16 protein-coding genes and 1 pseudogene are annotated in these 15038 nt (G+C 73.6%); 10 read left to right on the top strand and 7 right to left on the bottom strand.

Annotated features, from left to right (window positions below):
• Positions 1-4 precede the first annotated feature (4 nt).
• Positions 5-1573, top strand: a complete 1569-nt coding sequence (locus tag WMF27_RS13780) for a ferredoxin reductase family protein (RefSeq protein ID WP_437768417.1) — start codon at positions 5-7, stop codon at positions 1571-1573.
• Here the strand turns inward: WMF27_RS13780 and WMF27_RS13775 are convergent.
• From WMF27_RS13775 to acsA, 3 genes are all read right to left on the bottom strand, one after another.
• On the bottom strand, positions 1515-2423 hold the full coding sequence (locus tag WMF27_RS13775) for a PLP-dependent cysteine synthase family protein (RefSeq protein WP_437768418.1): 909 nt from the start codon (positions 2421-2423) through the stop codon (positions 1515-1517). The genes WMF27_RS13780 and WMF27_RS13775 overlap by 59 nt on opposite strands.
• Positions 2424-2675: 252 nt before the next feature.
• Entirely contained in the window at positions 2676-2858 is a 183-nt protein-coding gene (locus WMF27_RS13770; RefSeq protein WP_437768419.1) for a hypothetical protein, read from the bottom strand.
• A gap of 201 nt (positions 2859-3059) precedes the next feature.
• Complete coding sequence (gene acsA, locus WMF27_RS13765; RefSeq protein ID WP_437769851.1) at positions 3060-4847, bottom strand: acetate--CoA ligase; 1788 nt, start codon at positions 4845-4847, stop codon at positions 3060-3062.
• A gap of 329 nt (positions 4848-5176) precedes the next feature.
• On the opposite strand from acsA, the gene WMF27_RS13760 reads away from it, so the two are divergent.
• The 9 genes and pseudogenes from WMF27_RS13760 (at position 5177) to WMF27_RS13720 (ending at position 11725) form a co-directional block, all read left to right on the top strand.
• Positions 5177-5458 carry an N-ATPase subunit AtpR gene (locus tag WMF27_RS13760; RefSeq protein ID WP_437768420.1) on the top strand — a complete coding sequence of 94 codons (282 nt, stop codon included), beginning with the start codon at positions 5177-5179 and terminating at the stop codon, positions 5456-5458.
• Positions 5455-6132 (top strand): F0F1 ATP synthase subunit A, encoded by a 678-nt coding sequence (gene atpB, locus WMF27_RS13755; protein ID WP_437768421.1) that lies wholly within the window; start codon positions 5455-5457, stop codon positions 6130-6132. The genes WMF27_RS13760 and atpB overlap by 4 nt, the downstream gene beginning before the upstream one ends.
• A complete protein-coding gene (locus WMF27_RS13750; RefSeq protein WP_437594783.1) occupies positions 6129-6371 on the top strand; it encodes a F0F1 ATP synthase subunit C in 243 nt (80 codons plus the stop codon). The genes atpB and WMF27_RS13750 overlap by 4 nt, the downstream gene beginning before the upstream one ends.
• 3 nt (positions 6372-6374) lie before the next feature.
• Positions 6375-7127 carry a F0F1 ATP synthase subunit B gene (atpF, locus tag WMF27_RS13745; protein ID WP_437768422.1) on the top strand — a complete coding sequence of 251 codons (753 nt, stop codon included), beginning with the start codon at positions 6375-6377 and terminating at the stop codon, positions 7125-7127.
• Positions 7114-8685 (top strand): F0F1 ATP synthase subunit alpha, encoded by a 1572-nt coding sequence (locus WMF27_RS13740; protein ID WP_437768423.1) that lies wholly within the window; start codon positions 7114-7116, stop codon positions 8683-8685. Before atpF ends, WMF27_RS13740 begins: the two co-directional genes overlap by 14 nt.
• A complete protein-coding gene (locus WMF27_RS13735; protein ID WP_437768424.1) occupies positions 8672-9547 on the top strand; it encodes a F0F1 ATP synthase subunit gamma in 876 nt (291 codons plus the stop codon). Before WMF27_RS13740 ends, WMF27_RS13735 begins: the two co-directional genes overlap by 14 nt.
• A 2-nt stretch (positions 9548-9549) precedes the next feature.
• Positions 9550-11074, top strand: a pseudogene (gene atpD / locus WMF27_RS13730) (F0F1 ATP synthase subunit beta); the annotation flags it as partial.
• The gene (locus WMF27_RS13725; RefSeq protein WP_437944529.1) at positions 10965-11396 is read left to right on the top strand and encodes a F0F1 ATP synthase subunit epsilon; all 432 of its coding nucleotides are present in this window, start codon (positions 10965-10967) and stop codon (positions 11394-11396) included. The pseudogene atpD and the gene WMF27_RS13725, both read left to right, overlap by 110 nt.
• Positions 11393-11725, top strand: coding sequence for an AtpZ/AtpI family protein (locus WMF27_RS13720; RefSeq protein ID WP_437769853.1), 333 nt, complete (start codon positions 11393-11395; stop codon positions 11723-11725). The genes WMF27_RS13725 and WMF27_RS13720 overlap by 4 nt, the downstream gene beginning before the upstream one ends.
• A gap of 2 nt (positions 11726-11727) precedes the next feature.
• On the opposite strand, the gene WMF27_RS13715 is transcribed toward WMF27_RS13720, so the two are convergent.
• Genes WMF27_RS13715 through WMF27_RS13700 form a run of 4 tightly spaced genes read right to left on the bottom strand, consistent with a single transcriptional unit; the run spans position 11728 to position 14445 of the window.
• On the bottom strand, positions 11728-11985 hold the full coding sequence (locus WMF27_RS13715) for an acyl carrier protein (RefSeq protein WP_437768425.1): 258 nt from the start codon (positions 11983-11985) through the stop codon (positions 11728-11730).
• A gap of 3 nt (positions 11986-11988) precedes the next feature.
• The gene (locus tag WMF27_RS13710; protein WP_437768426.1) at positions 11989-13206 is read right to left on the bottom strand and encodes a dihydrolipoamide acetyltransferase family protein; all 1218 of its coding nucleotides are present in this window, start codon (positions 13204-13206) and stop codon (positions 11989-11991) included.
• Positions 13199-14185, bottom strand: a complete 987-nt coding sequence (locus tag WMF27_RS13705) for an alpha-ketoacid dehydrogenase subunit beta (protein WP_437768427.1) — start codon at positions 14183-14185, stop codon at positions 13199-13201. The genes WMF27_RS13710 and WMF27_RS13705 overlap by 8 nt, the downstream gene beginning before the upstream one ends.
• Positions 14182-14445, bottom strand: coding sequence for a hypothetical protein (locus tag WMF27_RS13700; RefSeq protein WP_437768428.1), 264 nt, complete (start codon positions 14443-14445; stop codon positions 14182-14184). Before WMF27_RS13700 ends, WMF27_RS13705 begins: the two co-directional genes overlap by 4 nt.
• Positions 14446-15038: the final 593 nt, after the last annotated feature.

Genomic DNA, 15038 nt, shown 5'->3' with positions numbered 1-15038 from the left:
GACCGTGGAAGCATGGGAGGCACCGCGGGCAGCGCGCGCGCGCGTCGCTCGGCTGCTCTGGATCGCCGTCTACCTGGCGCTCGCCGCGAGCGTCCTCTTGCTGCTGCTCGTCGGCGCCGTCCCGAGAGGACGAGGTCTCGCGGTGGAGATCGCGGCAGGGCTCGGCTACGTCGCGCTGGCGCTCCTTTCTCTGCAGCTCGCGCTGGGGGCGCGGGCACGGCGCATCGTCAACGCGCTCGGCCTGGACGCGGTGCTCCTCTTCCACCGGCAGGCCGGGCTGTGGACCGCGGGCTTCGTCGCCGCGCACGTCGTGCTCCTCGCCGTCGCCGAGCCCTGGTACGTCGCGCACCTCCTGGACCTCTCCGCGAGCGCGCCGCGCGCGCTGGCCCTCGCCTTCGCGCTGATGGGTCTCCTGCTGCTCGTGCTCGTCCCGCGCCAGCTGACCCGGCTGCGCATCCCCTACGAGGCGTGGCGCGTCGGGCATGGGCTGCTGGCGGTGACCGTCGTGGGCATCGCGCTCTGGCACGTGCTCATGATCGGACGCTCGAGCGAGACGCCGGCGAAGCAGGCCGCCGTCACGGCGCTCGTCGCTGTCCCGGCGGCGGCGCTGGTCGCGTCCCACCTGCTGCGCCCGCTGCTGGCGCTCCGGCGAGCGTGGCGTGTCGCCGAGGTGCGCCGCGAGCGGGATGGCGTCTGGACCCTGGTCCTCGAGGCGGCCGGGCATGACGGGCTCCGGTTCCAGCCCGGCCAATCGGTCTGGCTCACGCTGGGCCGGTCGCCGTTCTCGCCCCGGCAGCACCCCTTCACCATCGCGTCGAGCGCGGCCTCGCCGCGGCGCGTGGAGCTCACGATCAAGGAGCTCGGCGACTTCACGCGCACGATCGGGCAGACCCCCGTGGGGACGCGGGCGTACCTCGCCGGGCCATACGGCGCCTTCGCGCTCGATCTCCGGGCTCGGCACCCGCTCGTCTGCATCGCCGGCGGGATCGGCGTCACGCCGATGATGAGCATGATCCGCACGCTGCACGACCGGGGCGATCGCCGCCCGGTCCTCCTCGTGTACGCGAGCAGCACCGTCGACAAGATCGTGTTCGCGCAGGAGCTCGAAGAGCTCGCCCGCGCCATGGACCTCAGCGTCGTGCACGTCATCGAGAGACCGGCCCCCGGCTGGAGCGGGCAGGGCGGGCTCATCGGACGCGAGCTCCTCGACCGCCACCTGACCGACCGGTACGAGGGCGCCGAGGTCTTCGTGTGCGGCCCCGAGCCGATGATGAACGTCGTGGAGCGGGCGCTCCGCGACCGCGCCGCGCCCGGCGGGCGCGTGCACGCAGAGCACTTCGTGCTCGTCGGATCGAGGCCGCCCGGGCGGCGATCGATGCGGGAGCAGCACATCCGCGCCCTCTCGGCGGGCATCGCGCTGGTCCTCCTCGTGGCCGTGCTCCTCGTCGCCGCTGTCCGCGCCGCGCCCGCGGGCTCCGCCGGTCAGGGCGAACTCACGCGGGCCGAGCGCGCGCTCAGCGCGAGAACCAGGACTCGCTCAGGTATTTCTCCCCTTCGTCCGGGAACAAGGTGACCACGTTCCTCAGCTCGGGGTTCTTCTCCTTGACCCGCCTGGCGGCCAGGAGGTTCGCCCCGGAAGAGACCCCGACGAAGCAGCCGTGCGTCCTCGCGATCCGCCTCGCCTCCTCGATCGCGTCTTCGTCCTCGATCAGGAGGACATCGTCGATGAGCTCGATGTTGTCCTCGATGAGCGGGGGCACGAACCCGTCGGCGATGCCCTCGATCCGATGGGGCCGGCACACCTCGGGCCGGCCGTACAGGCGCCCGTAGACGAGGGCGCACCGGGCGGGCTCGACCCCGAAGACCTCGACGTCGGGGTTGACCCGCCTGAAGGCCCTCGCGAGGCCGATCAGGGTCCCGCCGGAGCCGATCGCCGCGACGACCGCGTCGATCCGCCGGCGACCGAAGGCGCGAAGGATCTCCCCGCCGAGGTGCTTGTCGTGGTCTTCGGCGTTCCAGGGGTTGGCGAACTGGTTCACATGGAAATGGCCCTTTTCCTTTCCCATGGCGCTCGCCCTTTGCACGGCGATATCCGTCCGATCCCGCGGGACTGTCCGCACGTCGGCGCCGAACGCCTTCATCATCTTGTAGCGCTCCTCGGAGAGGCCCTCGGCGATGAAGATCGTCACCTTGTAGCCTTTCACGGCGCCGACCATGGAGACGGCAGTTCCCGTGTTTCCGGACGATGCCTCGACGATCGTCCCGCCCTTCTTCAGGAGCCCTTCCCTCTCCGCCTTCTCGATGATGTACCTGGCGAGCCTGTCTTTGACGGAGCCAGAGGGGTTGAGGTGCTCGCACTTTACGTGAACGCCGTCGAGCTTCAGCAGGGGAGTTTCGCCTATCGCGTCGAGTATCGTCTTCATGTCCACGCCCCCGCGTTGTCCAGCGCGTCGGCCTCCCGCCGCGCCCCCCTTGCGCCGCTCTGCTGGCTCGCGGTGCACGAGCTGGACCGCTCGGCTGCGTCACCGCCGTAACCGCTCGCGAGGTGGTGAGATCCACGCACGGCACGCCGCGTCATGCTCCTCGTCAACCGGCGCCCGAGGCCCTCAGCCGGCGGGGCTCCTTCGCGAGGGGTAAGCTCGCAGAGCCCTCATGCGCTCGCGCCAGTCCCGCCGTCACCCGGCCGTGGCGGCTGCCCCGGTCGGGGCGGCTGTTCCTGCGTCGCCGCCTGACGTGAGTTGGCTCTGGGGGTAGGTGCTCTCGCCGAGCTTCTCGATGAGGAAGAGCTGCGTCTGGATCCAGGCGACGTGCTCCTCCTCGTCAGCGAGGATGCATCCACGTAGAAGCAGGGATTTCACAGGGAGGCAGGGAGGCAGGGGCCCTCTCGGCTAAGCACGTCCCTCAGCCAGAGCCACGACCATACCGGCGCCGAGGTGCGGGGAATGAGCTCGCCGGGCGCCGTGAGCCCGGCGGCCGGGCGCACCGCGAGCGCGGACGCGGCGCGCGGCTGACCCAACCTGCGCGGCCGACCGGAGAGACCGGTCGTGCCCGCACGGCGCTCACGGCGCCTCCTCCCCGGCCGTGCCGGTCGCCCCCGTGGCCGCCTCGAGCGTGGACAGGTCGCCCTCGGGCAGACCGAGCTCGCGCGCCCGGAGCAGCCGCCGCATGATCTTGCCGCTGCGCGTCCGCGGCACCGAGCCGGCAAAGGCGATCTCGCGCGGCGCGACCGCCGGCCCGAGGTGCTTGCGCGCGAAGCCGATGAGCTCCCGCTCGACGTCCGGCGACGGAGCGTGCCCGGGCTTCAGCGCGACGAACGCCTTGACGACCTCGCCGGCTATCGGATCCGGCCGCCCGATGACGGCGGCCTCGGCCACCGCGGGGTGCATGAGCAGCGTGCTCTCCACCTCGAAGGGACCGATGAGGTGCCCGGCGCTCTTGATGACGTCGTCGTCGCGCCCGACGAACCAGTAGTATCCATCCCCGTCTCGCCGGGCGAGATCTCCGCTCAGGTACCAGCCGCCCGCGAAGCACTTCGCATAACGCTCCGGGTTGTTCCAGTAGGCGCGAAACATCGATGGCCAGCCGGGGCGCAGCGCGATCTCCCCCTCCACGTCGGGCTGCTCGATCACCTCGACACCCCCCTCGGGCGTGCGGCGGACGATCGCCGCCTCCACCCCAGGCAGCGGGCGCCCCATGGATCCCGGGCGGACATCCACGGAGGCGAGGTTGGCGATCATGATCCCGCCCGTCTCGGTCTGCCACCAGCCGTCATGGAAGGGGCGACCCAACACCTCGTTGCTCCATGACACGGCGTCTGGATTCAGGGGCTCACCCACGCTGGCCATGAAGCGGAGCGCGCGGAGGTCGCGGGCGCGGAGCGGCTCCACGCCCGCTTTCATGAGCATCCTGATCGCCGTCGGCGCGGTGTACCAGACCGTGATGCGCTCTCGCTCGAGGATCTCGTACCAGCGCTCGGCGTCGAAATCGGCCTCGTCGACGACCAGGGTCACGCCGTTCGTCAGCGGCGCGAGGATGCCGTACGAGGTGCCTGTCACCCACCCCGGGTCCGCCGTACACCAGAAGATGTCGTCCGGATGGAGGTCGAGGGCGAGCCTCCCGGTCACATGGTGCATCAGCACGGCTGCGTGGACGTGGAGGGCGCCCTTCGGCGTGCCCGTCGTCCCGCTCGTGAAGTGCAGCAGGGCCGGCGCCTCCGGGTCGGTCGGCGGGACCGACGCCGCGGCGGGCGCCCCGTCGAGCAACCTCCGGTAGGAGAGCGTCCCCGGCGCCTCGCCGTCCACGAGGATCACGTGCTCGAGCGACGGCAGCTCGCCGCGGATCGGCGCGACCCTGCGCGCGTAGAGCCGCGATGTCGTCACCAGCACGCGCGCCTCGCCGATGCTCATCCGCGCGCGCAGCGGCTCGGGGCCGAAGGCCGAGAACAGCGGACAGAAGATCGCCCGGTGCCTGAGCGCGCCGAGCGCGGCGACGTAGAGCTCCGGCGTCCTGCCGAGCAGCGTATAGACGCGATCTCCCGGCCGGACCCCCAGGCCGGCGAGCGCGCCGGCGAAGCGGGCCGTGAGCTCGGCGAGCTCGCCGTAGCGGATGTCCACCCGCGCTCCGTCCTTGCCGAGCCAGCGGATCGCGACGCGATCCCTGCCAGCGCCCGCGGCATGGCGGTCCACGGCTTCGTAGGCCATGTTGAGCCCCTGTCCGCCGGGCAGCCCGGTCAGCTCGGCCCGCGCGTCCGCCCACGAGAAGCGGCGGCACGCCTCCGTGTAGTCGGCGAGGTTCGGCGGCGGCTCTCCCGCGCCGCGAAGCTTCTTGATCTGCCTCGGCGCCTCCATCATCGCCTCCCCTGACCGGCACGCAACCACCGTACCCGGCGCGGGCTCTCGCCCTCGGCGCCGAAGTGGCGACAAAGAGCCCACGCCGCCCAGGCGGCCACGGCCGCTCCACACGCTGCTCGCGCAGCGCACGCACACGCGCGCTGCGGCGCTTCCGCAGCCCCGGGCCGGCCTTGCCGCGAGCGCCCCGGAGCTCGGGGTCGCCGTCACCTCCGTTCCGGGCCGCGGGATCACGCCTTTCGATCGGGCGCAGCTCTCTTATTGATCCGACTTGGTCCGGCGCGCCGCCGGCGCGCGGAGCGGGCGGCCCGGAGCGCAAGGAGAACGGCATGTCGTCCCTCATCTGGTCCCTGGTCGGCGCGTCGCTCGCGGCGGCCTTCTTCGGCGCGCTCGCCCGCTCCGTCCGCCGGCTCCTCGCCGAGGGCGCCACCGCGCGGGCGCTGCTGCTGCACGCGGGGCGGTGGATCCTGCTGCTCTCGGCGCTCACCGCGATCGCGCGGCTCCACGCCCGCGCCCTCCTGCCCGTCGTGGCAGGGTTCGCGCTCGTCCAGGCCGTGGCCTGCATGGTCGCGCGGGCATGCCTGCGTCCGACGGAGGACAGGCGCGCATGATCTCGCCGCTGGCCGAGCCCACCCTCTTCCACGTCGGTCCGGTGCCCTTCACGGAGACCATGCTCACGAGCGTCGCCATCACCGCGGCGCTCGGGGGCGCGAGCGCCCTGATCGGACGGCGGCTGTCCGTGAGGCCAGGCAGGCTCCAGGCCGCCACGGAGGTCGTCGTCACCGCGATCGGCGATCAGATCCGCGCCATCCTCCGGCGCGACCCCGAGCCCTACCTGCCTCTCCTCGGCACGCTCTTCCTCTTCCTCGTCACCGCCAACTGCGCCGGCGTGCTCCCCATGGTCCATGCTCCGACCGAGCGCATCGAGACGCCGCTCGCGCTCGCGCTCATCGTCTTCTTCTCCGTCACGGGCTACGGCGTCCGCGCGCACGGCCTGCTCGGCTATCTCAAGCATTTCCTCGAACCGAGCCCGCTGCTCGCGCCGATCCACCTGCTCTCGCAGGCGACCCGCACCTTCTCCCTGATGATGCGCCTGCTCGGGAACATCATGAGCCACGGGCTCGTGCTCGCCGTGGTCGTGTCGGTGGCCGGCCTCCTCGTCCCCATCCCCGTCATGGCGTTCGCGCTGTTCGTGGGGGTCGTGCAGTCGTACATCTTCACCGTGCTCGCGGCCGTCTACGTCGGCGCGGCGATCGAGGAGCAGGTCGACGGGAGGGCCGCGTGAGCGCGGAGAGCCTGAGCATCCTCGGCGCCGTGCTCGCGGTCAGCGCCGGGGCCGTCGGGCCGGCGTTCGCCGAGGGCCGCGCGATCGTCGCGGCCATGGAGGCGATCGCCCGCCAGCCGGAGGCCAGCACGACGATCGCGCGGACCCTGTTCGTCGGCCTCGCGATGATCGAGGCCACGGCGATCTACTGCCTCGTGGTCGCGCTCGTCCTGCTCTTCGCCAACCCGTTCGTGCGCTGAGCCATGCACGTCTCCGGCTGGAACATCGCGCTGCAGACGGTCAATTTCGTCGTGCTCGCCTGGCTCCTCCGGCGCTTCCTGTGGAAGCCGGTGGCGAGGATCGTCGAGGCGCGGCAGCGGGACGCCGCGGCCGTGCTCGGCGATGCGCGCGAGGAGCGCGCGCGGGCGCAGCGGGCCGAGCAGGAGGCGCAGGTCAGGCGCGCGGCGCTCGCCGAGGAGGGGCGCCGCGAGCTCGAGGCGTCGCTGCGTCGCGCCGACGGGGAGGCGCAGCGGGTCCGCGAGGAGGCGGAGCAGAAGGCGCGCTGCCTGATCGAGCAGGCGCGGGCCGAGATCGCGGAGGAGCGGGCGCACGCGCTCCGCGAGCTCGAGGCGCAGGCGACCGAGCTCGCGATCACGATCGCGGAGAGGCTGCTCCGCGAGGCGTCGGCGGGGCAGGACGCCCTCCTGGTCGCCCGGGCCATGCAGACCCTGGACGAGCCGGAGCAGCGGCGGCTCGTCGCCCGGCAGCTCGACCAGCTCGACGAGGCGCGCGTGGAGGTGGTCTCGGCGAGCCCGCTCGGGAAGGACGCGGAGCAGCGGCTCCGCGCGTGGCTCTCGGGGGTCGCCGCGCGCCCCGTGGCCCCGGTGTTCCAGGTCGATCCGTCGATGGTCGCCGGCCTGGAGCTGCGCTTCCCCCACGGGGTGTGGCAGCTCAGCTACCGGGCGTGGCTCCAGCGGATCGCGGCCGCCATCGAGGTGCGGGATGGGGCTTGCTGAGGACCTCGGCGGCTGGGCGGGGCGGGCGAGAGAGAGCGCGCGCGGCCTTCCTCTCGGACCGGAGGCGCGGGAGGTCGGGCGCGTGCTCCGCGTGGCCGACGGCATCGCGGCCGTCAGCGGCCTGCCCAGCGCGAAGCTCGACGAGGTCCTCGTCTTCGAGGACGGCACGCGCGGCCTCGCGGTGGCGCTCGATCCCGGCACCATCGGCTGCGTGCTGCTCGGTCCGGACAGGGGCATCGCCGCGGGCTCCGCCGTCCAGGGGACGGGCACGGTGATCGACGTGCCCGTCGGGGAGGCGCTGCTCGGGCGCGTCGTCGACCCGCTCGGGGTGCCGATCGACGGGGGCGGCCCGCTCGGCGGGGCGGCGGTCTATCACGCACGCGCGCGCGCGCGCGCGCCGATAGAGCGCCGGGCGCCGTCCATCGTCGATCGCGACCCCGTGGCCGAGCCGCTCTTCACGGGGATCCTCCTCATCGACGCGATGCTCCCGCTCGGGCGCGGCCAGCGCGAGCTCATCATCGGCGACCGCGGCACCGGAAAGACCGCGATCGCGGTCGACGCGATCCTGAGCCAGCGGGAGACCGACGTCGTGTGCATCTATGCGGCGATCGGCCAGACCTCGTCCTCGGTCGGCGCGGTGATCGACGCGGTTCGCCGCTACGGCCCGAAGAACCGGACCACGTGCGTCGTCGCCGCGCCGGACGCCACGGCCGGGCTCCAGTGGCTCACCCCCTACGCGGCCTGCTCGATGGCGGAGCACTTCGTCGAGCGCGGCGGGCACGCGCTGCTCGTCCTCGACGACCTCACGAGCCACGCCCTCGTGCACCGGCAGATCTCGCTCTTGCTGCGCCAGCCCCCGGGGCGCGAGGCGTTCCCGGGCGACGTGTTCTACCTGCACTCGCGGCTGCTGGAGCGCGCCGCGAAGCTGACCGGGGCGCTCGGCGGCGGCTCCCTGACCATGCTGCCCATCGCCGAGACGCAGGCCAGCAACCTGAGCGCGTACATCCCGACCAACCTCATCTCGATCACCGACGGGCAGATCTTCCTCGACCCGCGCCTCTACAACGAGGGATGGAAGCCCGCGATCGACGTCGGCAAGAGCGTGTCCCGCGTCGGCGGCAAGACGCAGACGCCCGCGATGCGCGCCGTCGCGGAGAGCCTCCGGCTCGAGTACGCGCAGTTCCTGGAGCTCGAGCTGTTCGCGCGCGTCGGCGGGGGCGCGGAAGAGGCCACGAAGCGAGCGCTCGAGCGCGGCCGTCGAGCGCGCGCGGCGATGGCGCAGCCGCTTCACCGGCCGCTGCCGGTCGGGCGGCAGATCGCCTTGCTGATGGCGCTCCAGGAGGGCCTGCTCGACCCGCTCCCGGTGGCGGCGATCGACGCGCTCCGCGAGGCGCTCGACCGCGGGCTCCCGTCGCGGTGCCCCGCGACGCTCGCGCGGCTCGAGGCGGGCGTCGAGCCCGCGCCGGAGGAGCGCCGCGCGCTCCTCGCCGAGCTGGCCGCGATGGTGGCCGAGGTCGGAGCTCGCGGCGACGAGGGGCGAGGCGATGGACGCGGTTGAGCTCGCCGCGCGGATCCGCACGCTCTCGCAGGCGGCGAAGGTGGTCGACGCGATGCGCTCGGTCGCGGCGTCGCACCGGCGGCAGGCCAACGACGCCTTCATGGGGTTCGAGCGCTACGCCGCGGCGACGCGGGAGGCGCTCGGCCAGGCGCTCGAGCTGCTCGACGCGGAGGAGGGGCGCGCGCCCTTCGAGGAGCCCGCCGGCGCCGCCGGCGCCCGGCGCGTCGTGGTCCTCTTCTCGGAGCACGGGTTCGTCGGCGCGCTCAACGAGCGGCTGCTCGACGCGGCGCTCCGCGTCGCCCGCGGCGATCCGGGGCCGGCGGAGCTCGCCGCGCTGGGCACGCGGGGGCTCCGGCTCTGCCGCGACCGCGGCGTCGCCGCGCTGGCCTCGGGCCCGCTGCCGTCGACGATCCCGGGCGTCGGACCGGCCGCGGATCGGCTCACGCGGGACCTGTTCGGCGCGATCGCCGGCGGCGCGATCGCCTGCGTCGATCTGGTGTTCGCGCGGCGCGCCGGCGCGCTCGGGTGGCGGCCCGAGGCGCTCCGGCTGTTCCCGCCGGAGCGCGGGTCCGGCGCGGGGGCGGCGCGGGGCGAGCCCCCGCTGCGCACGTTGCCGGCGGCCGCGCTCGTCGCGCGGATCATCGAGGAGCACTGCCTGGCCCAGGTGGTCTGGGCGCTCGGCGAGGCGTTCGCGTGCGAGCGCGCGGCGCGCCTCGCGGCGATGGAGGCGTCGCAGCGCAGCCTGCGGGACGAGCTCGACGAGCTCTCGCGCGCGGAGCGCACCGCGCGGCAGGAGGCGATCACGAGCGAGCTCCTCGAGATCGCCGCCGGCTCGGAGCCGCTGCGCGAGGCGGAGGGGTGACGATGGCGGGCGGCGGCGGAGCCGGCGCGGGGCGGGCCGAGGGCGCCGTGCGCAGGGTGCGGGGTTCGGTGGTCGACGTCGCGTTCCCCGCAGGTGCGCTCCCGCGCACGGGCGAGGCGCTGGCGCTGGAGCTCGACGGCCGCCGCCTCGTGCTCGAGGTGCAGCAGCAGCTCGATCCCGAGCACGTGCGGACGGTGGCCCTCGGGTTCACCGGAGGCCTGCAGCGCGGGGCGCGCGTCGCGGCCGCCGGGGCGCCGATCTCGGTGCCCGTGGGAGAGGCCGCGCTGGGCCGGCTGGTCGACGTCCTCGGCGACCCGCTCGATCGGCGCGGCGCTTTCCCGCCGGACACCCCGCGCCGCCCGATCTCCCGCCCGGCGCCGCCGCTCGAGGCCGAGGTGCGGGCGCGCGAGGTCTATCCCACGGGCATCAAGGTGATCGATCTGCTCGCGCCGCTCGCGCGCGGGGGCAAGGCAGGGCTCTTCGGCGGGGCCGGGGTCGGCAAGACGGTGCTCTTGATGGAGCTCATCCGGAGCACGATCTCGAAGCAGCGCGGCATCGCTGTGTTCGCGGGGATCGGCGAGCGATCGCGCGAGGGGAACGAGCTCTGGCTCGAGATGCGCTCCTCGGGGGTGCTCGACCGGACGGTGCTGGTCTTCGGCCAGATGAACGAGCCGCCGGGCGCGCGCTTCCGCGTCGGGATGACGGCGCTCGCGCATGCCGAGTTCTTCCGCGACGAGCGCGGGCAGGACGTGCTGCTGCTCATCGACAACATCTTCCGCTTCGTCCAGGCCGGCAGCGAGGTCTCCGGCCTCCTCGGGCGCCTGCCCTCCCGGGTGGGCTACCAGCCCACGCTGGCCACGGAGATCGCCGAGATCGAGGAGCGGATCGCCTCCACCGCGCGCGCATCCATGACGTCGATCCAGGCCGTGTACGTCCCCGCCGACGACATGACCGATCCGGCGGTCGCGCAGATCCTCACGCACCTCGACGCGGCGATCGTGCTCTCGCGCAAGCTGTCGAGCGAGGGGATCTATCCGGCGATCGACCCCCTGACCTCGAGCTCGATCTTGATGGATCCGCTCGTCGTCGGCGCGGGCCATTACCGGACCAGCGCGCAGGTCCGCCGCACGCTGGCGGAGTACCGGGAGCTCGCCGACATCATCGCGATGCTCGGCATCGAGGAGCTCTCGCCGGAGGACCGGCGCACGGTCGCGCGGGCGCGGCGGCTCCAGCGGTTCCTCACGCAGCCGTTCGTCGTGACCCAGGCGTTCACGGGGCGCTCGGGCGCGACGGTCGAGATCGCCGAGTGCATCCGGGGGTGCGACGCGATCCTCGCCGGAGAGTGCGACGACTGGCCGGAGGCCGCGCTGTACATGGTGGGCACGCTCGACGAGGCGCGCGCGCGGGTGAAGGGATCGTGAGGCTCACCATCGTGACGCCGGCGGCGCTGATCGCGGAGGTGGATCCGGTCCGCCACGTCCGCGCCGAGGACCCGACGGGCTCCTTCGGGATCCTCCCGGGGCACGCGGATCTGCTCACGGTGCTCGTCGTCTCGGTGCTCGTGTACGGGGACGACGCGGGGCGCGAGCGCTTCGTGGCGGTGCGCGGCGGTGTGCTGACCGTCCGCGAGCGGCGGGCTGTCGAGGTCCTCACCCGCGAGGCCGTCGCGAGCGACGACCTGGACCAGCTCGAGCGCGACGTGCTCGTCCGCTATCGCCGCACGGCCGCCGCCGAGGAGGAGGCCGCCCGCGGCCTGCGCCGGCTGGAGGGAGCGCTGCTGTGCAGGGTGGCCGACCACCTGCGGATCACAGGGCCGCGCCATGGGGTCCCTCGGTTGGAGCCGCGGTGACGTCCCCGGGAAGCGAGGGGCCGGGGCGCGCGCCGACGGAGCGCGACCCCTTGCACGAGGGCGTCGTCCGGTTCGGCGAGCGGCGCAGGCGCTGGGCGTGGGAGCGGGGGCGACCGCTCGGGCTCGCGCTGTCCCTGGTCGGCCTCGGGTGGCTCGTCGTGCTGCCGGCCCTGCTCGGGCTCTTCGTGGGGAGCTGGCTCGACGCGCGCTTGCGGACAGGCGTCATGCTCCGGGCCGGCCTCGGTCTGCTCGGGCTCTCGCTCGGCTGCGCGAGCGCGTGGCGGTACGTCGCGCGCCAGCTCCGGCGCGGTGACCGCGGGCGCGGCTGACGCTACGCCGCTCGCTGCGCGAGCGTCTTCGCCAGGTAGTCGGTGCACCCGCGGACCGTCGCGATCCGCCGGTAATCCGACTCGGGCACGCTCACGCCGAGCGCCGCGTCGAGGGCCGTCACGAAGCGAAGGAAATCCATCGAATCGATGTCGAGCTCCTCGCGGAAGTCACGGTCCGCGCCGAGCGCCTGGAGGTCCGCCTCCGGCGCGATGCGCTGGAGCTCCCGGCGCACGACGGCCTCGATCTCGTCCTTGTCCATCGGTCAAAGTCCCTCCGGTCGTTGCAGGAGCGCCTCGAGCGAGGCGAGGTAGGCGGCCGCGCGGTGGCCGTCCGTCACCCGGTGGTCCGCGGCGAGCGTCGCGTTCACGAGCGGCCGCGCCACCACACGGCCGTCGACGACCCACGGCCGCTCGGCGATCTTGCCGAACCCGACGATGGCCACCTGCGGCGGAAAGATGACGGGAAACACCGTCTCCACGCCGCGCTCCCCGAGGCTCGTGACGGTGATCGTGGGGTCGCTCATCTCGGAGCTCCGGAGCGTCCCGGCCCGGGCGCGCTCGACCAGATCCTTCAAGGCGGCCATCAGCTCGTCGAGCGGCAGCCGGTCCGCGTCGTGCAGCGCCGGCGCCACGAGCCCGCCGCCCCGGAGCGACACCGCCACGCCGAGGTGGATCCTCGGGGCGGGCGGCGCCTCATCCCCCTCCCAGCGGGCGTTCAGCTCGGGGACGGCGCGCAGGGCGAGCGCCGCCGCCTTGAGGAGGAGCGCGCCCGGCAGGAGCCGCCCGGCCACGTTGCGCTCCGCGTTCTCCCGCTCGACCCAGGACATCGCCGTGCGGAGGTCGACGGTCGTGCCGAGGTAGAAGTGCGGCGCCTCGCGCTTCGATCGGGCCATCGCCGCCGCGATCGCCCGGCGCATGCGGGCCGACGCCTCCTTCGTCGTGGCATCGGCCGCCGCCTCCTTCGTGCCGGCCGCCGCCGCCCGCTCGACATCCACGGCCTCGACGGCGCCGTCCGGTCCCGTCCCCTGGACCCGCGCAAGGTCGACCCCGAGCTCCTGCGCCCGCCGCCTCGCGCGGGGAGACACGCGCGGCCCGTGCGCGAGGGCCGCGGGCGGCGGCGCGGCTTCCTGCGGCGGCGCGGCGGCCTCCTGCGGCGCCGCGGCGGCCTCCGGGGGAGGAAACGGCGGCGCGGGCGCGGCGGGCGCGGCGGGCGCGGCGGGCGGGGGCGCGCCGGCCGCAGCCTCACGCCCCTCGAGGATCACGGCCATCGCCGTGCCGACGGGCACCTTCTGCCCGGGCTCCACGAGGAGCCGGTCGATGACGCCGCTCGTGAACACCTCGACCTCCACGAGCCCCTTCTCGGTCTCGACCTCGGCGATCACGTCGTCGCGCGCGACGCGGTCCCCCACCGCGCGGCGCCACTTCACCAGCGTCCCGGCCTCCATGTCCGCGCCGAGCGAGGGCATCAGGAACTCAGCCATCGCGCCGCACCGTCCTCTCCACGGCGGCGACGATGCGCGGGACCTGCGGCAGCGCCGCCTCCTCGAGGTGGCGGGCGTAGGGGATCGGCACCTCGGCGCTGCACACCCGCGCGACGGGCGCGTCGAGCTCGTAGAACGCGCCCTCCATGATCCGCGCGCTCACCTCGGCGGCGAGGCTCCCGCTCCGCCACCCCTCGTCGATGAGCACGGCGCGGTGCGTCCGCCGTACGGTCGCGAGGATCGCCTCCTCGTCGAGCGGCCGCAGGCACCGGAGGTCCAGCACCTCGGCCTCGACGCCGCGGCCCGCGAGCTGCTCGGCCGCGGCGAGCGCCTTCGGGACCGAGCCGCCGTGCGCGATCAGGCTCACGTGGCGGCCCGCGCGCCGCACCTCCGCGCGGAAGGGAGCCGCGGGGGGCGCCTCGTCGTCGAGCTCGCCCTCCATGGGGTAGAGGTACTGGTGCTCGAAGACGACCACCGGGTCTGGATCGTCGAGCCCGGCGAGCAGCATGTCGCGCGCGTCCTGCACCGTCGCGGGCGCGAGGGCCTTGAGCCCGGGCACGTGCGCGTACCAGTTCTCGAGGCTGTGCGAGTGCTGCGCGGCGAGCTGGCGGCCGCCCCCCGTGGCCATGCGCACGACGAGCGGGATCGAGAACTGGCCGCCGGACATGTGCCGGAGCGTCGCCGCGTTGTTCACGATCTGGTCGAGCGCGAGCAGGCTGAAGTTGACCGTCATCACCTCGACGATCGGGCGCGCCCCGCCGAGGGCGGCGCCGATGCCGGCGCCGACGAAGGTCGACTCGGCGAGCGGCGTGTCGCGGACCCGCTCCGGCCCGAACTCCTCGAGCAGGCCGGCGCTGCACGCATAGGCGCCGCCGTAGCGGCCCACGTCCTCGCCCATCAGGAAGGCCCGCGGCTCGCGCCGGAGCGCCTCGCGCAGCCCGGAGCGGACCGCCTCGCGGTAGGTCGCCGTCCGCTTCACGTCACGGGTCCTCCGGGGCGCGGACGTACATCGAACGCGCGCACAAGCGGTACGTCAGGAGTGTGCAGGAGGAGGAAGCAGCGGATCTTCTGGAGGGTGTACAGCTCGGCGCAGCGCTCCTCGAAGCGGCGGATGAGCAGCACGCTCCTGCGGAGGACGGCGACGGCGAGCGACTCGGGAGGAGGGAGCCCGAGCGCGTCTTCGGGACCGGCCGCGCGGTGCTGTGCGATCTGCTGCTCTGATCGGACGCCGCCATTCATCACATCCAGGCTCCGTGGATCCAGGTCGAGCAACGAGCGTACCGGCGCCGGAGCGCACGGGCCGGCCTGCCTGGCGCTGCGAGCTCGGCCGCGAGGTGCGCCGAGCTCCTGGTGCGATTGGCAGCGGTTGTCTGCCGATACGGGGCAGCCGCGACCGCGCGACCCGTCTCACGCGACGGCGAACACACGACCGCGCTGTCCAGTGAATGCAGGTCGTTACCGCATGAACGCGCCGTCGCGCAGCTTCGCGCCCGGCTGACCATGAAGTCACGTGGACGGAGGGCGTCAAACCGCAGCTCGTCGGATCGCTGGGTGCATCATCGCGCCCGCAGCCGACGTCGTCGAGAATCTCGGATTTTAAACGCAAAGGCGCAAAGGCGCAAAGGCGCAAAAAGGCGGACAGAATGACAGGGAATGAGATCACCAAGGTCGTCGTCGACGCAGCGAGCGAGGTGCATCGTACCCTTGGAGGCCCAGGCTGCTCGAGACAGTCTACGAAGAGGCGCTTGCCTTCGAGCTCGAGTCGCGAGGGCTCACCGTGGTGCGCCCGTACCGCTCGTGTACAAGGGTAAGCGTCTTGCGGCGGACCTTCG

This window comes from Sorangium sp. So ce281 (assembly GCF_051527395.1).
GTDB lineage: Bacteria > Myxococcota_A > Polyangia > Polyangiales > Polyangiaceae > Sorangium > Sorangium cellulosum_B.
This window is presented reverse-complemented; position numbering and strand designations above follow the sequence as displayed.

What these genes read in the sequence shown, in the direction of transcription:
- WMF27_RS13775 (WP_437768418.1), bottom strand. Translation starts at nt 2,423, where the DNA reads ATGAAGACGATACTCGACGCGATAGGCGAAACTCCCCTGCTGAAGCTC.
- acsA (WP_437769851.1), bottom strand. Translation starts at nt 4,847, where the DNA reads ATGGAGGCGCCGAGGCAGATCAAGAAGCTTCGCGGCGCGGGAGAGCCG.
- WMF27_RS13760 (WP_437768420.1), top strand. Translation starts at nt 5,177, where the DNA reads ATGTCGTCCCTCATCTGGTCCCTGGTCGGCGCGTCGCTCGCGGCGGCC.
- atpB (WP_437768421.1), top strand. Translation starts at nt 5,455, where the DNA reads ATGATCTCGCCGCTGGCCGAGCCCACCCTCTTCCACGTCGGTCCGGTG.
- atpF (WP_437768422.1), top strand. Translation starts at nt 6,375, where the DNA reads ATGCACGTCTCCGGCTGGAACATCGCGCTGCAGACGGTCAATTTCGTC.
- WMF27_RS13740 (WP_437768423.1), top strand. Translation starts at nt 7,114, where the DNA reads ATGGGGCTTGCTGAGGACCTCGGCGGCTGGGCGGGGCGGGCGAGAGAG.
- WMF27_RS13735 (WP_437768424.1), top strand. Translation starts at nt 8,672, where the DNA reads ATGGACGCGGTTGAGCTCGCCGCGCGGATCCGCACGCTCTCGCAGGCG.
- WMF27_RS13715 (WP_437768425.1), bottom strand. Translation starts at nt 11,985, where the DNA reads ATGGACAAGGACGAGATCGAGGCCGTCGTGCGCCGGGAGCTCCAGCGC.
- WMF27_RS13710 (WP_437768426.1), bottom strand. Translation starts at nt 13,206, where the DNA reads ATGGCTGAGTTCCTGATGCCCTCGCTCGGCGCGGACATGGAGGCCGGG.
- WMF27_RS13700 (WP_437768428.1), bottom strand. Translation starts at nt 14,445, where the DNA reads ATGAATGGCGGCGTCCGATCAGAGCAGCAGATCGCACAGCACCGCGCG.